22 protein-coding genes are annotated in these 25782 nt (G+C 37.4%); 7 read left to right on the top strand and 15 right to left on the bottom strand.

The genetic code is table 11. The features are described 5' to 3' along the window. Positions 1-35: 35 nt before the first annotated feature. On the bottom strand, positions 36-740 hold the full coding sequence (gene rpiA / locus ACFIJQ_RS06030) for a ribose-5-phosphate isomerase RpiA (protein ID WP_273788125.1): 705 nt from the start codon (positions 738-740) through the stop codon (positions 36-38). A gap of 471 nt (positions 741-1211) precedes the next feature. After that, complete coding sequence (locus tag ACFIJQ_RS06025) at positions 1212-3476, bottom strand: ComEC/Rec2 family competence protein (protein WP_375629069.1); 2265 nt, start codon at positions 3474-3476, stop codon at positions 1212-1214. Between the two features lie 112 nt (positions 3477-3588). Between ACFIJQ_RS06025 and gltX the strand changes: the two genes are divergently transcribed. The 7 genes from gltX (at position 3589) to ACFIJQ_RS05990 (ending at position 11663) form a co-directional block, all read left to right on the top strand. Continuing rightward, positions 3589-5019: a glutamate--tRNA ligase gene (gene gltX / locus ACFIJQ_RS06020; protein WP_375629066.1), complete on the top strand. Its 1431-nt coding sequence runs from the start codon at positions 3589-3591 to the stop codon at positions 5017-5019. 263 nt (positions 5020-5282) lie between these two features. Further along, positions 5283-6578 carry a citrate synthase gene (gene gltA, locus ACFIJQ_RS06015; RefSeq protein ID WP_375629063.1) on the top strand — a complete coding sequence of 432 codons (1296 nt, stop codon included), beginning with the start codon at positions 5283-5285 and terminating at the stop codon, positions 6576-6578. Positions 6579-7306: 728 nt separating this feature from the next. Further along, positions 7307-8059, top strand: a complete 753-nt coding sequence (locus ACFIJQ_RS06010) for a transporter substrate-binding domain-containing protein (protein ID WP_273788128.1) — start codon at positions 7307-7309, stop codon at positions 8057-8059. Between the two features lie 493 nt (positions 8060-8552). Next, positions 8553-9305 carry a transporter substrate-binding domain-containing protein gene (locus ACFIJQ_RS06005; protein ID WP_012755056.1) on the top strand — a complete coding sequence of 251 codons (753 nt, stop codon included), beginning with the start codon at positions 8553-8555 and terminating at the stop codon, positions 9303-9305. Positions 9306-9384: 79 nt separating this feature from the next. Beyond that, positions 9385-10107, top strand: coding sequence for an ABC transporter permease (locus ACFIJQ_RS06000; RefSeq protein WP_012755055.1), 723 nt, complete (start codon positions 9385-9387; stop codon positions 10105-10107). Then, positions 10104-10811, top strand: coding sequence for an ABC transporter permease (locus ACFIJQ_RS05995; RefSeq protein ID WP_375620077.1), 708 nt, complete (start codon positions 10104-10106; stop codon positions 10809-10811). The genes ACFIJQ_RS06000 and ACFIJQ_RS05995 overlap by 4 nt, the downstream gene beginning before the upstream one ends. A gap of 78 nt (positions 10812-10889) precedes the next feature. Continuing rightward, positions 10890-11663 (top strand): amino acid ABC transporter ATP-binding protein, encoded by a 774-nt coding sequence (locus ACFIJQ_RS05990; protein WP_375629059.1) that lies wholly within the window; start codon positions 10890-10892, stop codon positions 11661-11663. Positions 11664-11683: 20 nt separating this feature from the next. Here the strand turns inward: ACFIJQ_RS05990 and lpxB are convergent, their stop codons facing one another. From lpxB to ACFIJQ_RS05925, 13 genes are all read right to left on the bottom strand, one after another. After that, positions 11684-12880 (bottom strand): lipid-A-disaccharide synthase, encoded by a 1197-nt coding sequence (gene lpxB, locus ACFIJQ_RS05985; protein ID WP_375629056.1) that lies wholly within the window; start codon positions 12878-12880, stop codon positions 11684-11686. Further along, on the bottom strand, positions 12873-13745 hold the full coding sequence (locus ACFIJQ_RS05980; protein WP_273788131.1) for an LpxI family protein: 873 nt from the start codon (positions 13743-13745) through the stop codon (positions 12873-12875). The genes lpxB and ACFIJQ_RS05980 overlap by 8 nt, the downstream gene beginning before the upstream one ends. Before the next feature lie 2 nt (positions 13746-13747). Continuing rightward, positions 13748-14572, bottom strand: coding sequence for an acyl-ACP--UDP-N-acetylglucosamine O-acyltransferase (gene lpxA / locus ACFIJQ_RS05975; protein ID WP_012755050.1), 825 nt, complete (start codon positions 14570-14572; stop codon positions 13748-13750). A gap of 24 nt (positions 14573-14596) precedes the next feature. Continuing rightward, positions 14597-15064, bottom strand: coding sequence for a 3-hydroxyacyl-ACP dehydratase FabZ (fabZ, locus tag ACFIJQ_RS05970; RefSeq protein WP_375629053.1), 468 nt, complete (start codon positions 15062-15064; stop codon positions 14597-14599). Position 15065: 1 nt separating this feature from the next. Then, positions 15066-16112: a UDP-3-O-(3-hydroxymyristoyl)glucosamine N-acyltransferase gene (lpxD, locus tag ACFIJQ_RS05965; RefSeq protein ID WP_012755048.1), complete on the bottom strand. Its 1047-nt coding sequence runs from the start codon at positions 16110-16112 to the stop codon at positions 15066-15068. A gap of 65 nt (positions 16113-16177) precedes the next feature. Next, positions 16178-18574: an outer membrane protein assembly factor BamA gene (gene bamA, locus ACFIJQ_RS05960; protein WP_273788132.1), complete on the bottom strand. Its 2397-nt coding sequence runs from the start codon at positions 18572-18574 to the stop codon at positions 16178-16180. 203 nt (positions 18575-18777) lie between these two features. Continuing rightward, entirely contained in the window at positions 18778-19926 is a 1149-nt protein-coding gene (locus tag ACFIJQ_RS05955; protein WP_273788133.1) for an RIP metalloprotease, read from the bottom strand. 15 nt (positions 19927-19941) lie between these two features. After that, positions 19942-20757, bottom strand: coding sequence for a phosphatidate cytidylyltransferase (locus ACFIJQ_RS05950; protein WP_375629049.1), 816 nt, complete (start codon positions 20755-20757; stop codon positions 19942-19944). Positions 20758-21489: 732 nt separating this feature from the next. After that, the gene (frr, locus tag ACFIJQ_RS05945) at positions 21490-22050 is read right to left on the bottom strand and encodes a ribosome recycling factor (protein ID WP_012755044.1); all 561 of its coding nucleotides are present in this window, start codon (positions 22048-22050) and stop codon (positions 21490-21492) included. A 37-nt stretch (positions 22051-22087) separates the two neighbouring features. Then, positions 22088-22807, bottom strand: coding sequence for a UMP kinase (pyrH, locus tag ACFIJQ_RS05940; protein ID WP_012755043.1), 720 nt, complete (start codon positions 22805-22807; stop codon positions 22088-22090). Between the two features lie 158 nt (positions 22808-22965). Beyond that, the gene (gene tsf / locus ACFIJQ_RS05935; protein ID WP_012755042.1) at positions 22966-23889 is read right to left on the bottom strand and encodes a translation elongation factor Ts; all 924 of its coding nucleotides are present in this window, start codon (positions 23887-23889) and stop codon (positions 22966-22968) included. 102 nt (positions 23890-23991) lie between these two features. Next, on the bottom strand, positions 23992-24771 hold the full coding sequence (gene rpsB / locus ACFIJQ_RS05930; RefSeq protein ID WP_273788135.1) for a 30S ribosomal protein S2: 780 nt from the start codon (positions 24769-24771) through the stop codon (positions 23992-23994). Between the two features lie 167 nt (positions 24772-24938). Next, the gene (locus tag ACFIJQ_RS05925) at positions 24939-25775 is read right to left on the bottom strand and encodes a cell envelope integrity EipB family protein (RefSeq protein ID WP_375629046.1); all 837 of its coding nucleotides are present in this window, start codon (positions 25773-25775) and stop codon (positions 24939-24941) included. Positions 25776-25782: the final 7 nt, after the last annotated feature.

Raw genomic sequence — 25782 nt, 5'->3', positions numbered from 1 at the left:
TACTGTGCTAACATATCGTCATGAAACTGTCTTCTCTAAAAATCAAAAGATTCTAAAATTTTTGTTTGACCATCGGCCATAGCTACAATTGCACGTGAAGCCAATCCCAAAAAAAGGCCATGCTCAACAACACCAGGAATGGCAAGAAGTGCGTCCGATAATGGTTTTGGTTCCAAAATGCAGCCCCAAAATGCATCAAGAATAAAATGACCACCATCTGTTTCAAAAGGATTTTTTCCATTCATTCGCAATACAATTTCTCCAGAAAGCCCTAAGTCATCAGCGACTTTTTCGATGGCTCTGCGTGTTGTATGGATACCAAATGGATTAACTTCAATTGGTAGTGCAAAAGCACCAAGTCGTTTTACCACCTTTGTTTCATCAGCAATGACAAGCATTGCACGGGATGCCGATGCTACAATTTTTTCATACAACAATGCTCCCCCTCCACCTTTAATGAGCATCATCTCAGGACCAATTTCATCTGCTCCGTCAATATCAAGATCCAGTTCAGGTATTTGTTCTAAAGTGCTAACAGGCACTCCAAACTTACGACAGAGTTGTTCAGAATATCGTGAAGTAGCAACACCAGTCACTCGCAAACCATCCGAAACACGCTCACCAAGAAGACGAATAAATTCATTGACTGTCGAACCAGATCCAATACCAAGCCGCATATCATCTTCAATAAATTCAAGCGCTTTAATAGCTGCCATTTTTTTTAACTGCTGAACATCCATGAATGACTTTGCCTTTTATCCGTATAAGCAGCACTTATCACCCCTATTACCACCGATAATAATGATAATAAAAGATAACCTCTTGACGCAATCTATTTAAATTTACCATCATCTTTTGCTTGAAGAGATGTTACTCGTTATAGAAATATATGATAAGAATAAAATAGAATAATCAACAATTATCTTTTTTATTTCTTTGAGAAAATTTGTTAGCATTTTTCTCATTCAATAAAAATTTTTGATTTATCTTGTGCTATCAATAGGATGCACATACCGATTTTTTTTGAAAAATTTAAAATGATCAGATATAAAAATCATCTGTTTCTAGAAAACTGTAGGTTATTATCTCGTTTCAATGACTTTGATAAACTTACTAATTTAAATACCGCAAAATTTTATCAGAAAAGTCTTCTATTATTTTTTGTTTTGTCATTATCCAAATGTGAAGCAAAATATGATAGATTATATTTTTTATGAATGCTGTCTGTGCATATTCCATGGTCTATGAAACCCTAGCGAAGACCAAATAATATCTCCACCTTTGGTCATCATAACGCTTCCTCGTGATAACAATTGTTGAGGCGTAAATATTATTTTTGCCTTCTTATAACATGTTGGATTACGCATTACAAATGTCTGAATGAGAATATCTGCCTCTACACATTGATCTGTTTCTCTCTGTAAAACAACTACTTTTAATCCATTCTCTAATAATGACGTACATACATGATAATCACAAATAAATTGTCCGTGCAATGAAGGACCATATTTTGTTGGTTTAATCGTTTCATTCACACGAAATGACTTTTTCCATATGGATGTCGTGAACTTAGAAATATGGTAACGATCAATATATAATTTTTTATCATGGATAACGCCCACGAGACGCATATTATCTGCTATAATAAGTTGTACAGGTGAATGCATTACGCAAATAGAAATACCAGCCAAAATAAACAAACTAAAAAAGAGCCGGATGGGTGTTTTGCAAAAAGTCAGTCCAACCAAGCCTATACTCAATAAAACCAACGCAGATAACGGCATAAAACCAGGATTCAGATCAGGAGAAATAGCCTTGATAGCATGCGCAATCTTTATCACAAGATCAACACCAAACCCCATAATTTGAAGGGGAAGCCATTCGAATCCTCCTAACATTGCGAGGACTGCAATTAATCCAAAAGGAATGACGAAAATTGAAATGACAGGCAAAGCAAAAGCATTACTGATAATGCTCAAAGATGCCGTATTAGAAAAATGATAAGCAGCATAAATTCCACTTGCACTCCCTGCAACAAGGGAAGAAGCACATGTTGAAAGCATCGATAAGAAAGCAAAATTTATCACTCCTCCTCCAACATAAGAGGGAGTTGTTTTTCTTTTACGAAAAAATGATCTTCCACTCCACCAATCAAAAAAAGCGATCAAAGCAGCAGTCGCAGAAAAGGACATTTGAAAGCTAGGACCTAATATTTCATGGGGTGTCATCGCTAGGGTTACCAACCCTGCAATAGAAAAATTACGCATTGTTATAGCAGAGCGATTACACAATATAGCAACCAACATAACAGCAATCATCACAAAACTTCTTTGCGCTGATATTGCTAAGCCCGACAATAACAAATAAAAAGCTGTTATCATAAACGCAATGATAGCAGCAAATTTTTTACTGGAATAATAGGAAGAAAAAACTGGAAAAAATGCTAAAAAACTACGGATACTCAAAAGAACTATGCCGCTTAACAACGCCATATGTAAACCTGATATTGATAAAATATGGGCTAATCCAGCCGTACGTAATGCCTCATTTGTCTCATTTGAAATGCCAGCACGCTGCCCTGTTATGAGAGCAGCAGCAACACTCCCCTTTTCTCCTTCAAGGGCTATACGGATTCTTTGTGTCATCTTCGTGCGTAAATTTTCAATTTTCTGTAGAATGATAGCGAATATTCCATCAGGCTGCGAAACCGATATTTTTCTTGGTTTTCCTAAATAAACGCCTTGTGCCCCAATTCTTTTAAAATAATTATGAAAACTAAAATCGTAGCCTCCTGGACGCACTGGCCCAGAAAATGCACGAATCTTAACTTTCCCATATAGTCCATCACCAATTGCTAAGCCAGATGGCAAATATCTTGCCGATAAACGAATACGATGAAGACTATGGCATAATATGGGCTTTTCTGTACTCAAAACATCCAAAACTAAACGAAATCCCCCTTTGGTGCCTGACTCAATAGAAACAATTCTTCCCGTCAATGTGGTGACGATGTCACTGCTTAACATGGGTGTTGCAATACGCCACGTTTCTATTTTTGCCGCCAAAGCACCCAATATAATACAAAACAAAAATCCCACGGGAATCCATATTTTTCGATAAAAACGTGCAACATAGAATATTCCCAGAAAAATACTGACCAACGCCCCCAATTGTCCCCAACTTGGCTCCCACTCTAAATGAAAGTAAAAAATTATTCCTAGGGCAAAAAAGACTAAAATCAGCGAAAAAAGGATACCAAAAGAAACTTCTTTATTGATACAATCTTCTAGCCATTTGCGAAAACGAATGATTACTTCTTTTGAGAGTGTCAATAAAAAAAGTTTTTGTTGGTTATAACTGCCGTTCTTTGCATCATCATATCTAGAAAAAATACTCTGCCCTATTTGACATGGCTTTTTTCTTTCTGTAACAGATTTTTCGGATAAACCCTCTTTAACTTTACTTTGATAAAACATCCGCCCCCCACTTTAACTCGCAATATGGCTATTGCACACCCCATCACCTATGCTAACATGATTTTTCTATAAAGTTCTATAAGTAATATCTCAGTTTAAAGGAAAATATTTCGTGTCTGTTATTACTCGTTTTGCCCCTTCACCCACTGGCTTTCTTCATATTGGTGGCGCTCGTACTGCTCTTTTTAATTGGCTTTATGCAAAACATACCGGTGGAAAAATGCTTTTACGAATTGAAGATACAGACCGAGAGCGCTCAACAGAAGCAGCTGTAAAAGCTATTATAGATGGCTTGCACTGGATGGGGCTTAGTTATGATGGCACCCCTATTTCGCAATTTGAACGTGCTGAACGTCACCGACAAATCGCCGAACAGTTGGTCAAAAACGGCAAAGCATATTATTGTTATGCTTCACCTGAGGAGTTAGCTGAAATGCGTGAAAAAGCCCGTGCAGAAGGGCGCCCACCACGTTATGATGGACGTTGGCGGGACCGTGATCGTTCTGAAGCTCCTAAAGGTGTTAAGCCTGTTATTCGCATCAAAGCCCCTGAAGATGGAGAAACGATTGTACATGATCGTGTTCAAGGTGATGTTCGTTTTCCTAATAAAGATCTCGATGACTTTATTATTTTGCGTTCTGATGGTTCGCCTACTTATATGCATGCTGTTGTCGTTGATGATCATGATATGGGCATCACACATATTATACGTGGGGATGATCATCTTACCAATGCTGCCCGACAAATGATCATCTTTAAGGCAATGGGATGGGATATTCCTGTTATGGCACACATTCCTCTTATCCATGGTGAAAACGGTGCAAAATTATCAAAGCGGCATGGTGCACTCGGTGTTGATGCCTACCGAACAATGGGATATCTTCCTGCTGCTTTGCGCAATTACCTTGTCCGTTTAGGTTGGAGTCATGGTGATGACGAACTGATGTCGCTTAAAGATATGATTTCTTGGTTTGACATTGAGGATATTAACAAAGGTGCTGCTCGTTTTGATCTCAAAAAGCTCGATTCCATCAACGGACACTATATGCGCATGAGTAATGATCAAGAACTTTTTGATGCCGCTCTTAATATTCTACCAGAAACCGATAGGGGAGCACAAATTATTGAAAGACTTGATGAAAAACGCCGTGTTCAATTTTTAAAAGCAATCCCGCATTTGAAAGAACGTTCAAAAACACTGTGCGAACTGATCGACAATGCCTCCTTCATTTTTACGCAACGACCTTTACAACTTGATGAAAAAGCACAAATGCTCTTAGATAAAAATGGACGAACCATTTTAAATGATCTTTATCTTGCCCTGAAAGCTTGCCCCTCTTGGGATACAAAAACCCTAGATGAAACACTTCGCTCTTGTGTACAAACACAGAATCTCAAATTTGGATCTATCGCCCAACCACTTCGCGCAGCTCTTACAGGATCTGCAACATCACCAGGTGTTTTGGATGTTCTTATTTTATTAGGACGCGATGAATCCCTTCATCGCATCAAGGACCAACTTATCACAACAATATGCTCATAATGTGTACTGAGTATATTTCCTCAAATAGGGATCTATACAGATATCTCAACGCGCCCTAGAAGAGTTTTTTATGTTATATCATTGAAATACATTTTTTATTGAGTAATAATGATCAATAAGGAAATATTTTTAGATTGCATGTACTCACTTTTAGAGGCAATCTACCCTTAAATATAAGTAAGAAAAGCTTCAGTTATACATCCCCCACTCTGATGAAGCAGAGTCTTAATTTTTAGAAGTGAAGGATCTGAAAGGAATACCGAATGTCTGAGAATAACGCATATATTATTGTGAATGATAAAAAAGTAGAGCTTCCCTTGCGTAAAGGCACGAGTGGACCTGAAGTCATTGAAATTGCTTCTCTCTACAAAAAAGCCGATATTTTTACTTATGATCCTGGTTTTACTTCAACAGCTTCTTGTGAATCAAAAATTACTTATATCGACGGTGATAAAGGCATATTGCTTTATCGTGGTTATCCTATTGATCAATTAGCTGAAAAAGGAGACTTTCTCGAAAGTTGTTATCTTTTACTTTATGGTGAACTCCCAACACAGCAAGAAAAAAATGAATTTGATCGATGTATTATGCAGCATACCATGGTACACGAACAGTTTGCACGCTTCTTCCATGGCTTCCGCCGTGATTCTCATCCTATGGCCGTCATGGTTGCCTGCCTTGGCGCTATGTCTGCGTTCTATCACGACTCTATTGATATTACAGATCCTCACCAGAGAATGATTGCTTCTGTTCGTCTTATCTCAAAAGTTCCAACGCTTGCTGCTATGGCCTATAAATACAGTATCGGACAAGCATTTGTTTATCCACGTAATGATCTTAGTTATGCTGCAAATTTCCTCCGTATGTGCTTTGCTGTTCCTTGTGAAGAATATAAAACAAACCCTGTGCTTGCTCGGGCGATGGATCAAATCTTTATCCTTCATGCAGATCATGAACAAAATGCTTCTACATCTACGGTACGTCTTGCTGGATCCTCGGGTGCTAATCCGTTTGCCTGTATTGCAGCAGGTGTTGCATGCCTTTGGGGACCAGCACATGGTGGTGCCAATGAAGCATGTTTAAAAATGCTACAAGAAATAGGTTCTATTGAAAGAATTCCTGAATTTATTGCACGTGCAAAAGATAAAAATGATCCTTTCCGCCTTATGGGCTTTGGGCACCGTGTCTATAAAAATTATGACCCACGTGCAAAAATCATGCAAAAAACCTGTCATGAAGTTTTAAAAGAACTCAACATTCAAGATGACCCGCTTCTTGATATTGCAATAGAACTTGAAAAAATTGCCTTAAGTGATGAATATTTTATTGAGAAAAAGCTTTATCCCAATGTTGATTTCTATTCCGGCCTTACATTAAAAGCTCTAGGTTTTCCAACTGAAATGTTTACTGTTCTTTTTGCATTGGCGCGCAGTGTCGGGTGGGTGGCACAATGGAAAGAAATGATTGAAGACCCTGCACAAAAAATTGGTCGTCCTCGACAACTCTACACAGGCTATGCTATGCGTGACTATGTTCCTATAGATGAACGTGCAAATTAAAAAAAGAAATCAATAAAGCTTCAGTTTACTGAAGCTTTATTGAAAATAATCCAAAAATATCCTTTGAGAATTTTTATAAAACGTGATTTTAAAACTCTTTCTACAGAGGTAACATCATCATAAAAATTTACTAAAAAATTCTAAGTTTTAAATTGAGAATACTCTTCTGCAAGTTAGCCAAACATTTAGCAAAAAGAAATTGAAAATTTTACCTTATAATTCTCATTATCTTTAATGGAAGTGTATTTCCTGTCATTCCCTCATGTTTAAAAACCTTATTACATATTAAAATCTAGCAATGTAAGAATTTTACTTTCTATCTTCTCCAGATAAAATTGCAAAAGACTTACATTAAGTGCTTCTTTAAAATGCCAAAAACTTCTTATCCCTTTTCAAGTAGATTAGAATAAAAATACTTTACATTTTATCCTGTTAAGAGCTGAAATTTTCTTTGTATTTAAGTTAATATTTTTCCTTTTAAATCTAACTTATTGATTTTTAAATAAAAATATTAAAAATCATCATATAATCAACAAGAGGTGTACTTCTTTCCTGTATTTTTTATTCCCATACTTGATAAAAATAAATCATTTTTTTGATAATGATATCCAGCATAATGATAGCAAAATGAACACAGATAAATTTTTTACATTGCTCCAAAAGAGCTTACAGATTATAAAAATGCATGATGGTTTCATATTTGCCAGCTTATCTAATAGGAGAACATAATGAAATTATTAGCAGGAGCTCTTATAATAAGCGCAACACTGTTTACCCTATCGGCCAATTCTCAAACGCTGAAAATTGCAAGCGATGCCTCTTATCCGCCATTTAGTTATATTGACTCAAATAACGAACTTCAAGGGTTTGATATTGATATATCTTATGCGCTTTGTAAAAAAATGAATGTTGAATGTACTATTGTCACACAAGACTTCGAGGGGATGATTCCTGGTCTTCTTGCCAAAAAATACGATGCTATCGTTTCTTCCCTTTCTCCTACAAAAGAGCGCTTACAAAAAATTGATTTTACAGATCCTTACTACAATACTGTACTCGCTGTTATCGTTACCAAAAATTCGGGAATTAAAGAAATCTCAACACAAAACTTTAGAGGTAAAAATCTTGGAGTACAATCGAATACAACACAAGCTGCATATGCGGAAGATCATTATGCCTCTGAAGGAGTGAATATCAAACTTTATCCTACAGCAATAGAAGCTAATCGTGATCTTTTAAGCCATCGGCTTGATATCATTATCTTTGATAAATTAAAAGCATTAAATTGGCTTGAAAATGAAGGAAAAGATTGCTGTATCCTCCTAGGAACTCTAGAAGAAACAAAATTTCCTGTTGCAATTGCACTCCGTCAAAATAATAACGATCTTAAAAACAGTTTTAATAAAGCAATAGAAGAAATCCGCGCCGATGGAACCTATGAAAAAATTATGAAAAAATATTTTACTTTCAATATCGATTAGATATCACTATGAATTAAAATTCAGTCTTTATATTTAAGGAGTATTTTTTAACTCTTTATTGGACATGCAAAGATAATTGGAAATTCGGCAGTTTTATAAGAAAATTTACATTTATCAAAATAGTTTTTAATTGTTCCTCGATATCTAAACATTTTATAGAATATAATGACAACAATAAGGTTGTATTTTTATCGTATCAAAATCTAATTTTTTCTTTATGTTCAAATTGAATAGCCTTACTTTCAAGAAAAATCCTTAGTTTTTACTCATGAAATGATTCAAATCTATCATTTCGTGAAAATTAAGCTATCATACAAGCAATAAGATATTTATTCTTTTTTTATCAATAAAAAAGATAATTTTTTTGATAATAATGTCCAACATAATGATCTAAAATAAACATCAATAAATTTTTGAATTGCTCCCAAAAAGCTTACAGATTATAAAAACATAGTGATTTCATATTTGCCCGCTTATCCAATAGGAGAACATCATGAAACTATTAGCAGGAGCTCTTATAATAAGCGCCGCACTATTCACCCAATTGGCTGATGCGAAAACATTAAAAATTGCGAGTGAAGGCACCTACCCTCCCTTTAGTTATATTGACTCAAATAATAAATTGCAGGGACTTGATATTGATATATCTTATGCACTTTGTAAAAAAATGAATGTTGAGTGTACTGTTGTCACACAAGACTTCGAGGGAATGATTCCTGGACTTATTGCAAAAAAATATGATGCTATCATTGCCTCCCTCTCTCTCACACAAGAGCGCTTACAAAAAATTGACTTCACAGATCCTTACTACGATACAGCACTGGCTGTTATTGTTACCAAAGCTTCGGGAATTAAAGAAATCTCAACACAAGACTTTAGAGGTAAAAATCTTGGTGTACAATCAAATACAACACAAGCTTTCTATGCAGAAGATCATTATGCTTCTGAAGAGGTGAAAATTAAACTCTACCCTTCCACAATAGAAGTGAATCGTGACCTTTTAAATCATCGACTTGATGTGATTATTGTTGATAAATTACAAGCATTAAATTGGCTTAAAAATGAAGGAAAAGATTGCTGTCTCCTCCTTGGAACTCTAGAAGAAACAAAATTTCCTGTTGCAATTGCACTGCGTCAAAATAATAATGATCTTAAAAATAAGTTCAATAAGGCGCTAAAAGAAATCCGTTTAGATGGAACTTATGAGAAAATTATGAGAAAATATTTTACAAGTGATATCTATTAAATATCAATATGATGTTTAAATGAAACCCGCTAGTTATTTCTAAAAAATATTATCTAACTCTTTCATGAGGAACACAAGAATGATTGAAAATTTAGCATTGCTATCATTTAGCAATGGTGGATGGGGAGCGGTTATACTTTCTAGTGCAGGAATGACATTGTCATTGGCATTATGTTGTGGACTTCTAGGACTTCCTCTAGGTCTTCTAAATGCAGTGATGATTCGATCCAATATTAAGATGGCCAAAGCGATGGCACGCCTCTTTTCAACGGTATTTCGTGGACTACCAGAGCTTTTAACTTTGTTTTTAGTTTACTACGGGTTACAAAGCCTTATTCAAAATGTCTTTGACTATTTTAATTTTGAAATCATGTTCAGTATCAATGCTTTTGTTGCTGGTGTTCTTGCGCTTAGTATGGTTCTTGCAGCTTTTTCTTGTGAGGTTTGGCTTGGAGCATTTAATATTTTTGATAAAGGACAATATGAAGCGGCTAAAGCTTTAGGCCTTTCACGGTCAACCACATTTTTTCGTATTGTCTTTCCTCAGCTCATCCGAAATGCCTTGCCAGGACTTTCTAATAATTGGCTTACTTTACTGAAAGATACATCCCTTGTTTCAACCATCGCACTTGTTGACCTCATGCGACAAACGAACTTAGCTGTCGCTGCTACCAATAAACCCATGCTATTTTATCTTGTAGCATGCTTACTCTATTTGTTATTTTCAGCGGTTTTTACTGCAATTTTACGCCATTTGGAAACATACACTCAAATAGGCGATAAAAAGGTGCTACGTCAATGATTCCTGAGTGGCTTTATTTCCTTTTCAATCCTGATCTTTTAAGCCATTATGGACCAAAATTTATTAATGGCTTTATTGTTACTGTTGAGCTTGTTTCTATTTCTTGTTCTCTTGGTTTTTTTCTTGGTATGCTTATTGCTTTTGCACGTCTATCAAAAAATACATTTTTACAGTATTGTGCAAACGCTTATGTCTATTTTTTCCGTGGCTCTCCTTTATTAGCTCAACTCTTCCTTTTTTATTATGGACTTGGTTCAATGAATGACTTCTGGCAGCAGGTTGGTTTGTGGTGGTTTTTTCAAAACGCGTGGTATTGTTGTCTTTTTATTTTTACTCTCAATTCTGCTGCCTATCAATCTGAGATCTTTAAAGGAAGTTTTCTATCCGTAACAACTGGGCAACGTGAAGCATCAAAAGCTTTAGGTCTAAGTAACTCTGTCACATTTTTTAGAGTTATTCTTCCACAAGCAATGATTGTAGCATTACGCCCCCTAGGAAATGAGTTGATTTTAATGATTAAATCCAGTGCTCTTGCCTCACTTATTACTGTTTATGATTTAATGGGGGTTGCTAAACTCACTTATTCACGGACTTTCGATTTTCAAGTTTACGTTTGGGCTGCTCTTATCTATCTCTTTATCGTTGAACTCATTCATCGTTTTATTGTTTTTATCGAACAGCGCCTCACTCGATATTTACGGTAAATAAAATGATCATAAAAAACTTTACAAACAAAAATATTAAATTAATCAAGTTATTCATCAATGAAAGAATAAAATAAGATGAATTTGAAAAATAATAAATCGATCTCTCCCTGTAAAAACCCTGTGATCTCTATTCGAAATCTAAATAAATGGTATGGAAACTTTCAGGTCCTGCATGATATCAACTTTAATGTTCAAGCTGGTGAACATATCGTTATTTGTGGACCATCGGGATCAGGAAAATCAACGTTAATCCGTTGTATTAATCAATTAGAACAAGCACAAAAGGGTTCAATCTGTATCCATAATGTTGATATCCATACCGCTCCTATACAACAGCAAAAAAATGTTCTTCGTAAGATAGGAATGGTCTTTCAGAACTTTAATTTATTTCCCCACATGAGTGTTATACAAAATTGTGTTTTAGCACCTATGACAGTTCAAGGACTTTCCAAACAACAAGCACAAGAACGGGCAATTCGTTACTTAACGCATGTTGGTATTGAAAAACACTGTGAAAAATATCCTTTACAACTTTCTGGTGGGCAACAGCAACGTGTTGCGATTGCCCGTGCACTTTGTATGGAACCTGAAGTCATGCTTTTTGATGAACCAACCTCTGCTCTTGATCCAGAAAGTGTGGGAGAAGTTTTAGACGTGATGGCTCGATTGGCCGATACAGGGATCACAATGCTTTGTGTTACCCATGAAATGGGCTTCGCACGTAAAGTCTCAGAAAGAATACTCTTTCTAGAAAATGGAAAAATTATTGAAGATACAGCCTCTGAAGAATTTTTTACTAATCCTAAAAGCCAACGTGCTTGTAATTTTCTTGCTAAAATTAAATATTAATTATTAACATATTGCTTTATTTATACAATTTTATTCCTGCTTTTTAAAAGAGTGATAATTGTTTGTGCGCCAACAACCCCCGATGGTACTTCAGTTTTCATTTTCTGTTCTACCATCTCAAAGGCATCGAGTTGTGCCTGTCGTATTAAAGGATTAAACAAAAGTTGTTCTACTTGTCTTGCTAACATGCCTGGGCGTAGAAATTCATCAAAATATTCCGGTACAATAGGCTTATCAGAAATAATATTGGGAAGAGCTGCACTCCATAAAATTATTTTAGGGAAAATAAAGAATTTAGAAAAACGATCAAGTTTATAGCAAAGGACCGTTGGAATTTTAGCTAATGCTAATTCAAGTGAAACCGTTCCAGATGCTGCAAGTGCAACATCTGCTTGTGCAAAAGCACGCCATTTTGCATCTTCACCAACTACAATTTCCACTTTGCTTTTCCAGCCTTGTACAAAATCACGAATTTTATCCGCTAAACGTGGTAAGGTTGGTAAAATAATACGTAAATGAGGAATACGTTTTACAAGAATCTCTACTGTTTCTCGAAAAATAGGCATTAAAGAACGAATTTCTAAATTGCGTGATCCTGGTAAAATAACTAATGTAGGCGATGATGTTTGTGTATCGATCAAATTTCTTTGTTCTAATTGGCATTTTTTTTCTGACTGAACGATCAAAAGGGAAGGATATGTCAAAAGACGATGTCCAACATAAGTCGTGGGAGGACCACCCAAATCTTGCATAATCTTTTCTTCAAAAGGAAAAACCGCTAAAACATGGTCAACAAACTTGCGCATAGCTTTAGCGCGCTCTGGACGCCATGCCCAAACGGTTGGTGCAACATATTTAATGATAGGAATAGAAGGCGCTAAAACGCGCACCTTTTTTGCAACACGATGCGTGAAATCAGGACTATCAATAATAATGAGGCAATCAGGTTGTTCTTGTGCAATAAATTTGGATAAATTGCGAATATGTAGCAACAATAATGGTAGTTTTTTCAACACCTCCTTTAAACCTATTAAAGCAATATCATGGGAATCAAAAAAGCTTTTTAAACCTAATGCCTTTAAATGCCTCCCCCCAACACCAATCAAATGAATATTGCATCCTGTTTGTTGTGATAAACAAGAAATTAAATCGGACGCAAGTAAATCACCAGATTCCTCCCCTGAAACCACAGCAATCTTTAAAAAACAATTATTCATGACCAAACTTTTCAAATGTCTCTATAAATAGAGAATATTTGTTGGCTTTTTCTATTGTTGTTTTCACCGATAATATTAGACTTCTATTTGCCTCCACCGCAACACCAGATAAACCACTCTTTGCAATATTCATTATTGTCGCGGGCCCAATTGATGGTAAATCAACGCGATTATCCTGTTGTGGTTTTGCACATTTTACAAGAATGCCACCTTTAAGGGGAATTTGCCCTCTTTCTCGCATTTCACAAACACGCCACAACATATTATCAGTTCCCTCAGCGCCCTCCAGTGCAACCACCCTTCCTTGGACAACGACAACGGCTTGCCCGATATCTAATTGACCTAACAGCTTTGCTGCTTCTGCTGCTAAAAAAATATCTTTTTTTTCTTTTCGCGTAGCACGCCGCACTGTTAAATCAAACTCTACGGGAGCTAAAAGATCTGCGACTATCTCGTGAGCACCAACAACACGAAAACCATACGTTTCAATAATCCGTATAAAAGCTTTTAATAACGCATCATCCCCTCTCTTCAAAGCTCCGATTAACTTAGGAAGAGCTAAAAATGTTGTCCAGTCCAGTCGCAATTGTTTAAGAAGTGGGCGCTTTTTCACACCACCTGCCAAAACAACATTATAAACTCCAGCCTCTTTTAAGATTTTAACGAGTCGCGCTAACTCCACAATTGATAGCTCGCAATGCTCATAGCGATAAAGAACAGAATCTGCCTCACCACGCAAAAGAACAAGAAAAGGATTCTCTCCATTCTTCTCAAGAGCCTGCGCAACAGTAATCGGTAGAACACCATTTCCTGCTATAATAGCAGTACGGCCGGAAAGAAAACTTCTGGCTCCCCACATAGGCATTTTTAATCCTTACGTTCTTTTACTCTATCACCTTCAAATTTTGGTGTACAATAAAAACGTTTTCCTTCTTCCTTAATAAAATTAACTATATCAAGAACAGACTGAGAAGAAGAATAGAAAGAAGCAACATCACTGACACGCTCTTTAAATGGTTTGCTATGATCAAAAAGCATAGCAACCGCATGACGGAGTGCATGAATATCTTGACGCTCAAGTCCTGCACGCTTCATGCCGATAATATTGAGGCCAGCAAGTTTTGCCTGTACCCCAACAGCTGTTCCATAGGGAATGAGATCACCAACCAATGCCGATACACCACCAATAAATGCATGATGCCCAACACGAACAAATTGATGCACAGCAGCACCCCCACCAATAATCACATAATCACCAATAATAACATGACCAGCTATCATCACATTATTTGCGAATGTTACATGATTCCCTACATGACAATCATGAGCAATATGCGCATAACAAAAAAATTGGCAATTATCACCAACAACTGTCATTCCTACACTCGAATCGGAACCCCTATGCATTGTTACGCCTTCACGAATCGTGCAGTTTTCACCAATCGAAAGAGTCGTAGCCCCTCCCTTATGTTTATTATTTTGCGGATCTGCTCCCAAAACTGCATGAGAAAATACTTTACTCTTGGCTCCTAACGTTGTCTTCCCCATTATCACAACATGACTCATCAAACTGCATCCATCACCAATAACAGCATCTGAACTAATATGACAAAACGGTCCAACTTGTACATTCTCACCAAGCTGCGCTCCATTCTCCACAAGAGCAGTTGGATGGATTTTCGTACCGGACATTTTTAAATTCCCATCAAATATCTTTTATTCTTGTTCGACAATCATCGCAGCAATTTCTGCTTCAGCGACGCGGACATCTTCTACTTTTGCAACGCACGAAAAACGTCTCATACCAGATCTTTTTTTCAAGAGCTGAACATGAATCTTGAGCTGATCACCAGGCATAACCGGCTTACGAAATTTTGCATTATCAACCGTCATAAGGTAAACTAAATTTGTTTGCTTATTACCTAAATTTAAAAGTGCTATTGCTCCTGCTGTTTGTGCCATAGCTTCTAAAATCAAAACTCCAGGCATAACAGGCTTCGCGGGAAAATGTCCCGTAAAATGCGGCTCATTAATCGTTATATTTTTAATACCAATCGCTTCTTGCTCACCATCAATATCAATGATACGATCAATTAATAAAAATGGATAACGGTGCGGTAATATTGATAATAGTTTTTCAATATCGACAGCCTCTAAATTTTTAGTCTTTTCACTGCTGATCATATCAGCGTTTCTCCTTTTTAACTTTTCCCATACTGCGCAATGTCGCTACTTCACGAAACCATTGTTTAAATGGTCGCGCTGGACTACCTCCCCATTTTTCGCCATCCGGAATGTCATTCATAACACCACTACGAGCAGCAATCTGAACACATTTACCTATTATGATGTGATCGGCTACTCCAACACCTCCGCCAAGCTGAGACATATCCCCTATCGATGTACTTCCCGCAATGCCACACTGAGCGGCAATAAGACAATAGCGGCCGATTTTTACATTGTGGGCAATTTGTACAAGATTATCAATCTTGCTTCCTTTACCAATAACAGTATCTTGAAATGTCCCACGATCAATTGTCGTGTTCGCACCAACTTCTACACCATCCTCAATAATAACGCGACCCAGCTGTGGAACTTTCTCGATTCCAGAAATGCCCCCAACATAACCAAAACCATCTTGCCCAATGCAAACACCAGGATAAAGCTGAACCTTATCACCTATTATAGAACACTGAACTGTTACCTTAGGAGCAATATAGCAGTCACATCCAATACGGCAATTTTCACCGATAACAGCTGTGGATGAAATAAGGGTTCCTGCACCAATCTCAACATTTCTACCAATAACAGCTCCCGCTTCAATACACACATCATGTGCCAACTTAGCCGTTGGATGAATATGCGCATGCGATGAAATCCCCTTCGATCCTAACCAAGGCATTGGCTTGACAGAATCTGGAAACAAAATACGACCAATCTGAGCAAAGTCACGCTGTGGTGTGGATGTTACCAAAATTGCCATAGTTTCGGGAACTTTAAAAACAATCTCATTCGTACAAAAAACAGCAACAGCAGAACTGTCCAGTAAAGCATCAGAAAACTTCCGATGCTCTACAAAAACAAGAGAACCCTCCACAGCACTCTCAAGTGAAGAAAGAGTATTGATAACTTTATGAGAAAACTCTGGATTAAGAAGCTTTGCACCCGTCAACTCAGCAACATTTGCAACTGTCAATTGCCGGGACGGCGTAAAAAAAAATGTATCCGCCATCAAAACACTTTCTCTCCCAGCTTAAGCTATTCTCTTCAAGTTTTTCCTTCTTAAAATCGCTCAAATCAGAACTTCGTAGAAATACCAAAATTCAATTGTTGCAAACGATCACCTTCCTGCTTCGTTATTGGCCAAGCATAATCAAAACGCAAAGGACCAAACGGAGAATCCCACATCAAACTCACACCTGCAGATGAACGCCAAGCACTTTTGGTATTGGTAACAGACGGTTCACCCTTAAAAACGGCTTTATAATTATTGCCATAAAGCGTGGCAATATCCGCAAATAAAGCACCGCGCAACCCGAACCCTTCAGGCACAACAGGGATAGGAAACTGTACTTCAGCAGTCGCATTCATATATGTTGTTCCCCCCAAGAAATAAACCTCACCCTTACTGGAAACCTGACGTGGACCTATTCCATTATATTTGAACCCTCGAATCATATCAGTATTCGCTTTAAACATATCGAAAATACGAACACCATCTCGGCCCATTCCGTGGATATAACCACCCCCAAAGGAAAGCAAACCAACAATATCCTTCTGATCAGAAAGAGTCTTGTACATCATCGCCTTACCCGTGGTCTTCAAGAACTTTGCACTTCCACCAAGCCCTGCATATTCCTGAAGAAGATGCACGTACCACCCATCATGAGGGGATCTCATATCATCAATCGTATTATAGGTGAAACCATAACTAATTGATGAACGTTTCCAAGGGCTTTGTTTTGCAGCTTGAACAATCGCACCAGAATATTTCCCATATAATTCTATTACATCACTCTCTTTGTCAAAATCGTACTCTCCGCCAAAATCATATTCTTCCTGTACATAAGAATAAGCTACATTAGCAGATAATTGATTATTAATAGGTAATGAAAACCGTAGCGATCCACCTGTCTGTCGTACATCATAGGCCTTATCAGCACGATAAGTACTACGAAAAACATCAACGCCAGCAGATAAACGATACCCTAAGAAATAAGGATCAACAAATGATAAATTATAATTACGAGATTTTTCTTGCCCCGCACCTAATCCTAAACGAACATATTGACCACGTCCCCCAAGATTACGTTCAGTAACAGAAACTTCAAGTGACATACCAGGACTTGTTCCCCCTGTTGTATACCCTCCAGAAAGAGAGAGATCTCCTGTTGAAGCTTCAACGACATCTATTACTAAAATAACTTGGTCAGATTGATCTGTGGGAACCATTGAAATATTAACGGCTTTGAAGAAACCTAAACTTTCTAGACGACGTTTTGCCCGCTGTAATAAAGTTTGATTGTAAGCATCCCCTTCGTTTAAATCAATCTCACGGCGAATGACGTAATCACGCGTTTTCTCATTGCCACGTATATCAATACGCTGAATATAAGCACGTGTACCCTGTTCAATATTATATAAAATTGAAATTGTATGATTTGCTAAATTACGATTTCCCCGCGGCTCAACTTTAGCAAAAGCATATCCCGAATCAGCAACCTTGTTATTAATAATTGCAACAGACTGTTCAATATCTTCTGCACTATAAACATCACCTGGCTGGGTTTTAAGCCCCCTTTTCACAGATTGAACGTCAATTCCATCAACATCACTTTCAACCTGAATATCACTAATTTTATAGCGCACACCCTCATCAAGAACGAAAGAAATTTTATATGTATTGCTTGCTGCATCAAAAGTCGCTTTAGAAGAGACTACACGAAAATCTGCATAACCACGATTATAATAAAAGCGACGTAAAGCTTCTTCATCAGCAGCGAGACGCTCTTCACTGTAAACATCACCTCCCAACAACTTCGAAAAAATTCCTGAAGTTTTTGTTGAAATCACATCACGCAAACGGCGACTTCCAAAGACACTATTCCCCTTAAAAGTGATATCACCAATCTTTGTTTTTTGCCCTTCAACAACATTAAATACTACATTAACTCGCCCTTTTCCAAGGTTAATCGTTTGAACGTTGACAGTGATATTATTACGACCAAGAGTTTTATAAGCTTCACGAATTGTATTTATATCAGCAGAAAGCTTAGCAGAATTAAAAGGCTCATTCGGTTTTAAAGAAATAAACCGCTTAAGATCTGGGTCTTTAAAAGATTTATTTCCCTGAAACAATATCTGATTGACAACCTCATATTCTTTTACGAATACAACCAATTTATCACCTACCGGATTTATTTTAACATCATAAAATAAACCCAATTCGAAAAGATTCTTCACAGCATTATCAACATCAGCACTGGAAACCCCTTGTCCAGCCTTAATCCCCATATTGTCTCGAATCGCCTGAGAACTTACAAACTTATTCCCACGAACCTCAATAGAACGGACTACAGATGCTTGTATTTCTCCAACCGCAGCAATTGACATAAAAACCGTTGCTGGGGCAATCATCCCCATTTTTAACACCAATACAGATGCTGCATTTAAAAACTTTGAATTTGTAGTCATTGGCTTTTTTACCTTACTCTTGTTCCTTGGACATGATGCCTTAAAAAGCTAACTGCCATAACAACCTTTTTACAGCGAGACTTTTCATTCCTTAATTACTCATTATAATGTACGACGCCACAACATTTTGCAGACATGGTAAACAACCTTCAATTTGTTTTCGCTATTATTACTCAATTTATAAAGCGTTTTCCATAATTTAATTAGCTAAACCAACAAAAATAATCATTAAAAAAGACAAAGATCATAAAAAGGAGAAGAATGGAAAAACCTAAACGAAAAATAATTCCCTGGATTTTAGCAGATATTTCCCTCCCAGTAATGACCTCAATGACATGCAATAAAAGATGCCCACCATCAAGCGGTAGAATCGGAAAAAGGTTAATAAGCCCAACACTTATTGAAAGAAAAGCTGCCAAATTCAACAAAGAGACAAAACCTGTCTCGCTCACTTTCCAAGCAATTTTAACGGTTTTAGAAGGTCCACTTAGCCGACAACGGTCCTCTTTTCCTCCTATTAAACGACTCATAAAAAGAACGGTTTGAGTGACGATAAACACAGTACGGTCTGAAGCTTCTCTTACAGCTGTTACAAAACCATAGCGAATATGTTTTATATAAGTTGGATCTAAATGTGCAGGATTATTTAAATCAATAGGAACACCTACACCTATCATAGCACTTCGTGTTCGATTACCAAATCCATCATCTCGCTCAACGATTTTCGGAGTAATCACCGTTGTAAAGAATCGCCCCATGCGTTCTATTTTAAACTCTATGGGTTCTCTTCCGTGAAAAGCCACATAATTCATCAAATCTTCAAAACTTTCAACCCGTCGTCCATCCATTTCAACAAAACGATCACCTAACTCCAAACCAGACTGAAGAGCAGGGCTATCTTTTACCAAAGAACCAACAACGGGCTCAATGGCTACACGACCATAGATAAAGAAAAAAAATGTTAGAATAACAACAGTAAAAAGGGCATTGAAAAAAGGACCGGCAAAAACAGTTGCTGCTTTTTTCCAAGCATGCGCACTAGCAAATGAACCGTCAACAATCAGAGATGATTGGGATGATACCGTATCATTTTTTCCCTCATCCCCAACAAACTTTACATACCCTCCTACGGGGATAAGTGCTAAGCGCCACTTCGTGCCATGCTTATCTGTATAACTCGCTATTTCTGGCCCAAATCCAAGCGAAAAAACTAACGCCTTAATACCACACCACCGACCAATGAGATAATGCCCAAACTCGTGCACAAAAATGATAATCATAATGATGAAAAGAATACTCAAACTTCTTAAAAGAAAATCACCCATAGTGACGATATAATTTAAAAGTCCCAAACTACCTTCTCCCAATTAGATCATACTAAAAAGATTAAAAGGTGCATCCATATCAGACATAAATGAACCAATTAAATAAAGAAGAAAAGCTGCCCCTACCAATCCATCTATACGATCCATAAAACCACCATGTCCAGGCAATAAAGAACTAGAATCTTTAACAGAAAACCGTCTTTTGAGCCATGATTGCCCTAAATCACTCAATTGTGAAACAATTGACAAAACAAGTGTAAGGAGTGGCACAAAAAAACTTGCTAAATTTATATCAAAAAATCCAAAAGCAACCCATATACCACCGAAAACTCCGACAAATGTACCACCAAGTGCTCCTGACCATGTTTTATTAGGAGAAAATTGTGGTGCTAATTTAGGTCCCCCTAATGCACGTCCGATAAAATACCCGCCAATATCTGTTCCCCACACTATCGTAAATAAGAAAATAACAACTTGGAACCCCAACATTTCATGATCCCGTAGAAAGCATAAAGCAACAACAGGAAAAGATGCATATAAAAAACCACAAAAAACCCAACCACTCTTTTTTATAGATATAATAGCCAACACCGCAGCCAAAACGATTAAAACACAAAAAATCAATGAAGCAGATACACTCAACACTAAAAAAAAGCCAAAGATCAAATAAAAGGTACTTGCTAATATTTTTTGTAAAATACACCATTTCTCTTTAGTAATACTCATCCACTCATAAAGAACAAAACCGCCAATACACCATACAAATAAAAAAAAGGAGATTCCTCCCAACCATGTTAGATACAATGCAATAAAACCAAACACAAAAGCTGTCAGAACACGATAAACCAAATTAGACAAAACAACATCCAAACAATAAAAATAGAAAATACAAGCTCTAAAATTGACGTAAGAAAAACCTCCCTACGCAATATTTTTATTTCATACTTGTATAAATTTCCCTTATAATTTATCATAAACAATTCAGTTTACCAAGATAGCGCTTATGAGACAAATAATCAATGAAAACAGCTTCGAAAATCTCCGTCAAGATTGATCCTAAAGTATTTTTTTAATATTTTCTCAAATATAAAATGAAAAAGCAGCTACCTATGCCCCATATAAATTAACTAATATAGGTTTCATATAAAAACACTTCTCTATCAAATATTCGTCGTAAAAAAACGAATTACACCGCATAGCATCTGCTTCATCGATTATACTCACATGTTTTATAATGGAAAATAAGAGAAAGGTTAGGCTTGTTTTTTTGTGTTATATTCTTTCCCCAACCCTCATCTTAGAATATTTAAATAATTTCTAAGAATGCTTTCATTATGCTGTTTAACAAAGACATGCTAAACTGAAAGCCCTCACCATGCTGCTCAATAGCGTCTTCTAGCAAAGGACATGATTCACCACGCAGATTAAAAAATTAAAACATCTGCCCTTTCAAATCAATCTCTCCCATATCAAAATGATAAAATACCTTCCTGCATCACACCTTGTTATCACAGAGCACACCACTTCCCTTATCTATAGAAACAATTTACAGGCTGGGAGTAAACATCCTTTTCTAACAACAAAATCGTCTTAAACGTGCATAATTTCAGATTCTTTTACGGCTAAAATTTTATCAATATCAGCAATCGTTTCATCTGTGAGTTTTTGAACTTTTTCAGACAAACTATGGGCTTCATCTTGTCCAATTTCACCATCTTTTTCTAACTTTTTCAAATTGTCCATACCATCCCGACGAACATGACGTGTAGCAACACGCGCTTGCTCTGCATAGTGATGTGCAATTTTTACAAGTTCTTTACGGCGCTCTTCATTCAACTCAGGCAAAGGAATACGTAAATTCGTACCATCAGTTATGGGATTTAAACCAAGACCAGAATCGCGAATAGCGCGCTCTACAGCTCCTACCATCGTTTTATCCCATACAGAAACAGAAAGCATCCGAGGTTCGGGAACAGAAATATTAGCAACCTGATTTATGTGCACAACAGAACCATAAGATTCAACGGTCAACGGCTCTAATAAACTGGCCGATGCACGTCCAGTCCGCAAACCACCTAATTCATGTTTAAAAGCCGTAATAGCACCATCCATGCGACGTTTCAGATCATCCATAATTGATGTAACATTCATATTTCTGTCTCCTTCAATTGTCCTTTGAAGCTTACCCTTATTCCGATACTATTGTAAAGCGTCCTGTTCCATTCAAGACCTTAGCCAAACCGCCTTTTTCATGAATGGAATACACAATAATCGGTACATTGTTCTCACGTGCTAAAGTGACCGCCGTTGAATCCATAACAGATAATCCCCATTGTAACACTTCAACATGTGTTAATTGGTCAAAACGCTTAGCCGTAGGGTCTATCTTTGGATCTGCTGAATAAATACCATCAACTTGTGTTCCTTTAAGAAGGACATCCGCACCAATCTCAGCTGCACGCAAAGTAGCAGCAGAATCAGTGGTAAAAAATGGATTTCCTGTACCGCCCGCAAAAATAACAACTTTTCCCTGATTCATATAAGCTATTGCTTTACGCTGCGAAAAACTTTCACAAATTTGTGGCATAGCAATCGCAGAGAGTACAACAGTTTCAACCCCTAATTTTGTCAAAGATGTTCGCAATGCTAAAGAGTTGATAGCAGTTGCAAGCATTCCCATATGATCACCTGTCACTCGGTCTCCACCATGGGAAGCAACAGCAACGCCACGAAAAATATTTCCCCCACCGATAACAACCGCAACTTCTATCCCCATTGTGCGCACTTCTGCAATATCAGCGGCAATACGATCTACAACAGAAACATCAATGCCAAAACTTTGCCCCCCCATAAGAGCTTCACCAGAAGCCTTTAAAAGAATACGTTTATACGGAAGTGCTAATGCCATTAATAATCTCCCCAAAAGCACATTTACTTTTTGCTTTTGACATCACGAAGGGCACCACTTTTTTTCACGTGACGCCCTCTCAACAATTACATCATCCCCATCAGAGATTCTACAACCAACGATATGACTTTAAATCTCTAATCAAGAGTTTGCAATAACTAGCCTTTTACAGCAGCAGCAACCTCTGCAGCAAAATCAGACTCCTCTTTTTCCACACCTTCACCCAATGCAAAACGAATAAAGCCTGTAATTTTTGCTGGTGCGCCAATTGATTTTTCAGCATCCTTTAAAGCTGCCTCAACAGTCATATCAGGATTCATAACGAAAGCTTGAGAAAGCAAAACAACCTCTTCAAAAAACTTACGCATACGTCCTTCTACCATTTTTTCAATGATATTTTCAGGCTTTCCAGATTGACGTGCTTGATCTGAAAAAATTGCTTTTTCACGTTCAACAGCAGCAGCATCAACATCTTGTGCTGTAAGCGCTAAGGGATTGGTTGCTGCAATATGCATCGCAACCTGCCGACCAAAAGCAAGAGCAGCCTCTTTATTTCCTGTTGTTTCAATTGCAACCAAAACACCAAGCTTACCAAGACCATCAGCTACACTATTGTGTATATAAGTCGCAACAACACCATTCTCAACAGACAATTTAGCGGAACGACGAAATGTCATATTTTCGCCAATTGTACCAATTGCATCTTTAATCGTAAGCTCTACAGTCTTCTCAGAACCTGGATAAAGAGAAACAGAAACAGATTCAACATCACCTGGCGTATCTAAAGCAGCAGTTGCTACATTGCGCACGATATCTTGGAATCCGGCATTGCGTGCAACAAAATCTGTTTCAGAATTAATCTCAACCAAAACCGCATTTAAATCTTTTGATACGACTCCGATTAATCCTTCAGCCGCTGTACGACCGGCCTTTTTATCTGCTTTAGCTATTCCTTTTTTACGAAGCCAATCAACAGCAGCTTCCATATCACCACTGGTTTCAGCTAGAGCAGCTTTACAGTCCATCATACCAGCGCCAGATAGTTCTCGAAGTTCTTTTACTTGTGCAGCAGTAATGCTCATATTTGCCTCTTTATTTTGTAATAGTGAAAGCGTGCAAAACTCCTCTGCACGCCTATAACTTCTTCTTTAGACAATAAAAGTACCTTAATTAGGCGTTTTATATTATTCAGAAACTTCTGAAACCGCATTTTCTTCCAAAATAGGCTCCACAGGCGCATCAACTTGAGCTCCTAAATCGATACCCATTGCTCCTTGCTGGCGTGCAATACCATCAAGGGCGGCACGAGCAAAAAGATCGCAATAAAGAGAAATTGCACGTGAAGCATCATCATTACCTGGTATCGGATGCGTTACGTCATCAGGATCGCAATTTGTATCAATAATAGCAATAACAGGAATGCCTAAACGTTTTGCTTCCTGAAGGGCAATATTTTCTTTATTCGTATCGATGACAAATATAAGATCTGGAACAGATCCCATATCTTTAATACCACCAAGCGCACGATTAAGCTTTTCACGGTCACGTTCAAGATTTAAACGTTCTTTTTTGGTAAAACCTTGCGCCTCAGCAGCAAGAATTTTGTCAAGCTTTCGCAAACGATGTATCGAATTGGAAATCGTTTTCCAGTTTGTGAGCATGCCGCCAAGCCAGCGTGCATTAACGTAATACTGGGCAGAACGATTCGCCGCATCAGCGATAATGTCAGATGCTTGCCGTTTCGTACCAACAAAGAGAATACGACCACCACGCGCAACAGTATCTGAAACAAGTTTAAGCGCTTGGTGTAAAAGCGGAACGGTCTGAGCAAGATCAATAATATGGATATTATTACGCTGACCATAAATATAGGGAGTCATTTTGGGATTCCAACGATGAGTCTGGTGACCAAAATGCACACCTGCTTCTAAAAGCTGGTGCATAGTAAAATCGGGTAGTGCCATAAATCTTATCCTTTCCGGTTCAACCTCCGCGGAAAAAGCAGGAAAACCTACTACCGGCGGATGCTTGCTAGAATTTTCTCACAAATTATTTGCAAACACCCAAACTCCGCGTGTGGAATAGCGCAAACATACTAATATTTGATTCTTTTTCAAGTCATTTTCTTTAATCATTTAATATTTGCATTTTCACATTGATTAAGATCTTTTCCAAGTTCCAAGAATTCGAGACTGTTCAATTTTGCACGCACTGAAAAAGTTCCATAATCTATATGAAGATCACGCATGATACCATTCTCATGTAAAAGAAAACTGCTACGATAAATCGGCAAACCATCTTTATTTTCTCCATCATCAAAATAAGAAATTGTAACAGGCCAATATTCGTCTTCATCCAATTTTCTCACTTTTTCCGTTTCGCTATCAGATAAAAGCGCCTTCTTTTCCCCTATGACGATACTTTCTTTTATAACTTTATCTGCTTTATTTGTCCCATCAAATACAGTAACATTGTAAAAATGATGCCCTGCTTTTGCATGGCGGATAATATTTTTTAGTTGCATCATTGGAAATTCAGCCATTGCGAGCTTATACTCTTTTTCCTTTGGCTTTTTTAAGGTAACTGTAATACCATCTTGAGTACGCTCCGCGACCCCCTCAGCACGATGCGCAACCTCTTCTCCCTCTTGATCTGTAATATTAAAACGGAATGTACGGCTGTCTCCTGTTTCATAACTCGTCGTCTGTTGATCCGTTAAACGTACCGGCATATCTTCAATGTGAACACGACTAATAAAACGAAAACGTGTGCTATAGCCTTGGCATGCCGAACCAGTAAGCTCGTAAACCATTCGCCCTGACATCGCAGAAATTGTCATATCATGAGAAACGCTATCGAGATGAAAATCATAAATTGCTCGATGAGGCACAATAAAAATAGGCTCTTCAGCTCTCGCTGTACATAAAAAAACAATATATAAAATTATTATAAATAATGATCTAATCATTCCCAAA

Origin of the sequence: Bartonella sp. TT67HLJMS, assembly GCF_042193375.1 — a bacterium.
Classification (GTDB): domain Bacteria; phylum Pseudomonadota; class Alphaproteobacteria; order Rhizobiales; family Rhizobiaceae; genus Bartonella; species Bartonella grahamii.
Note: the sequence above shows the minus strand (reverse complement) of the source record. Positions and strands in the feature narration are given on the sequence as shown.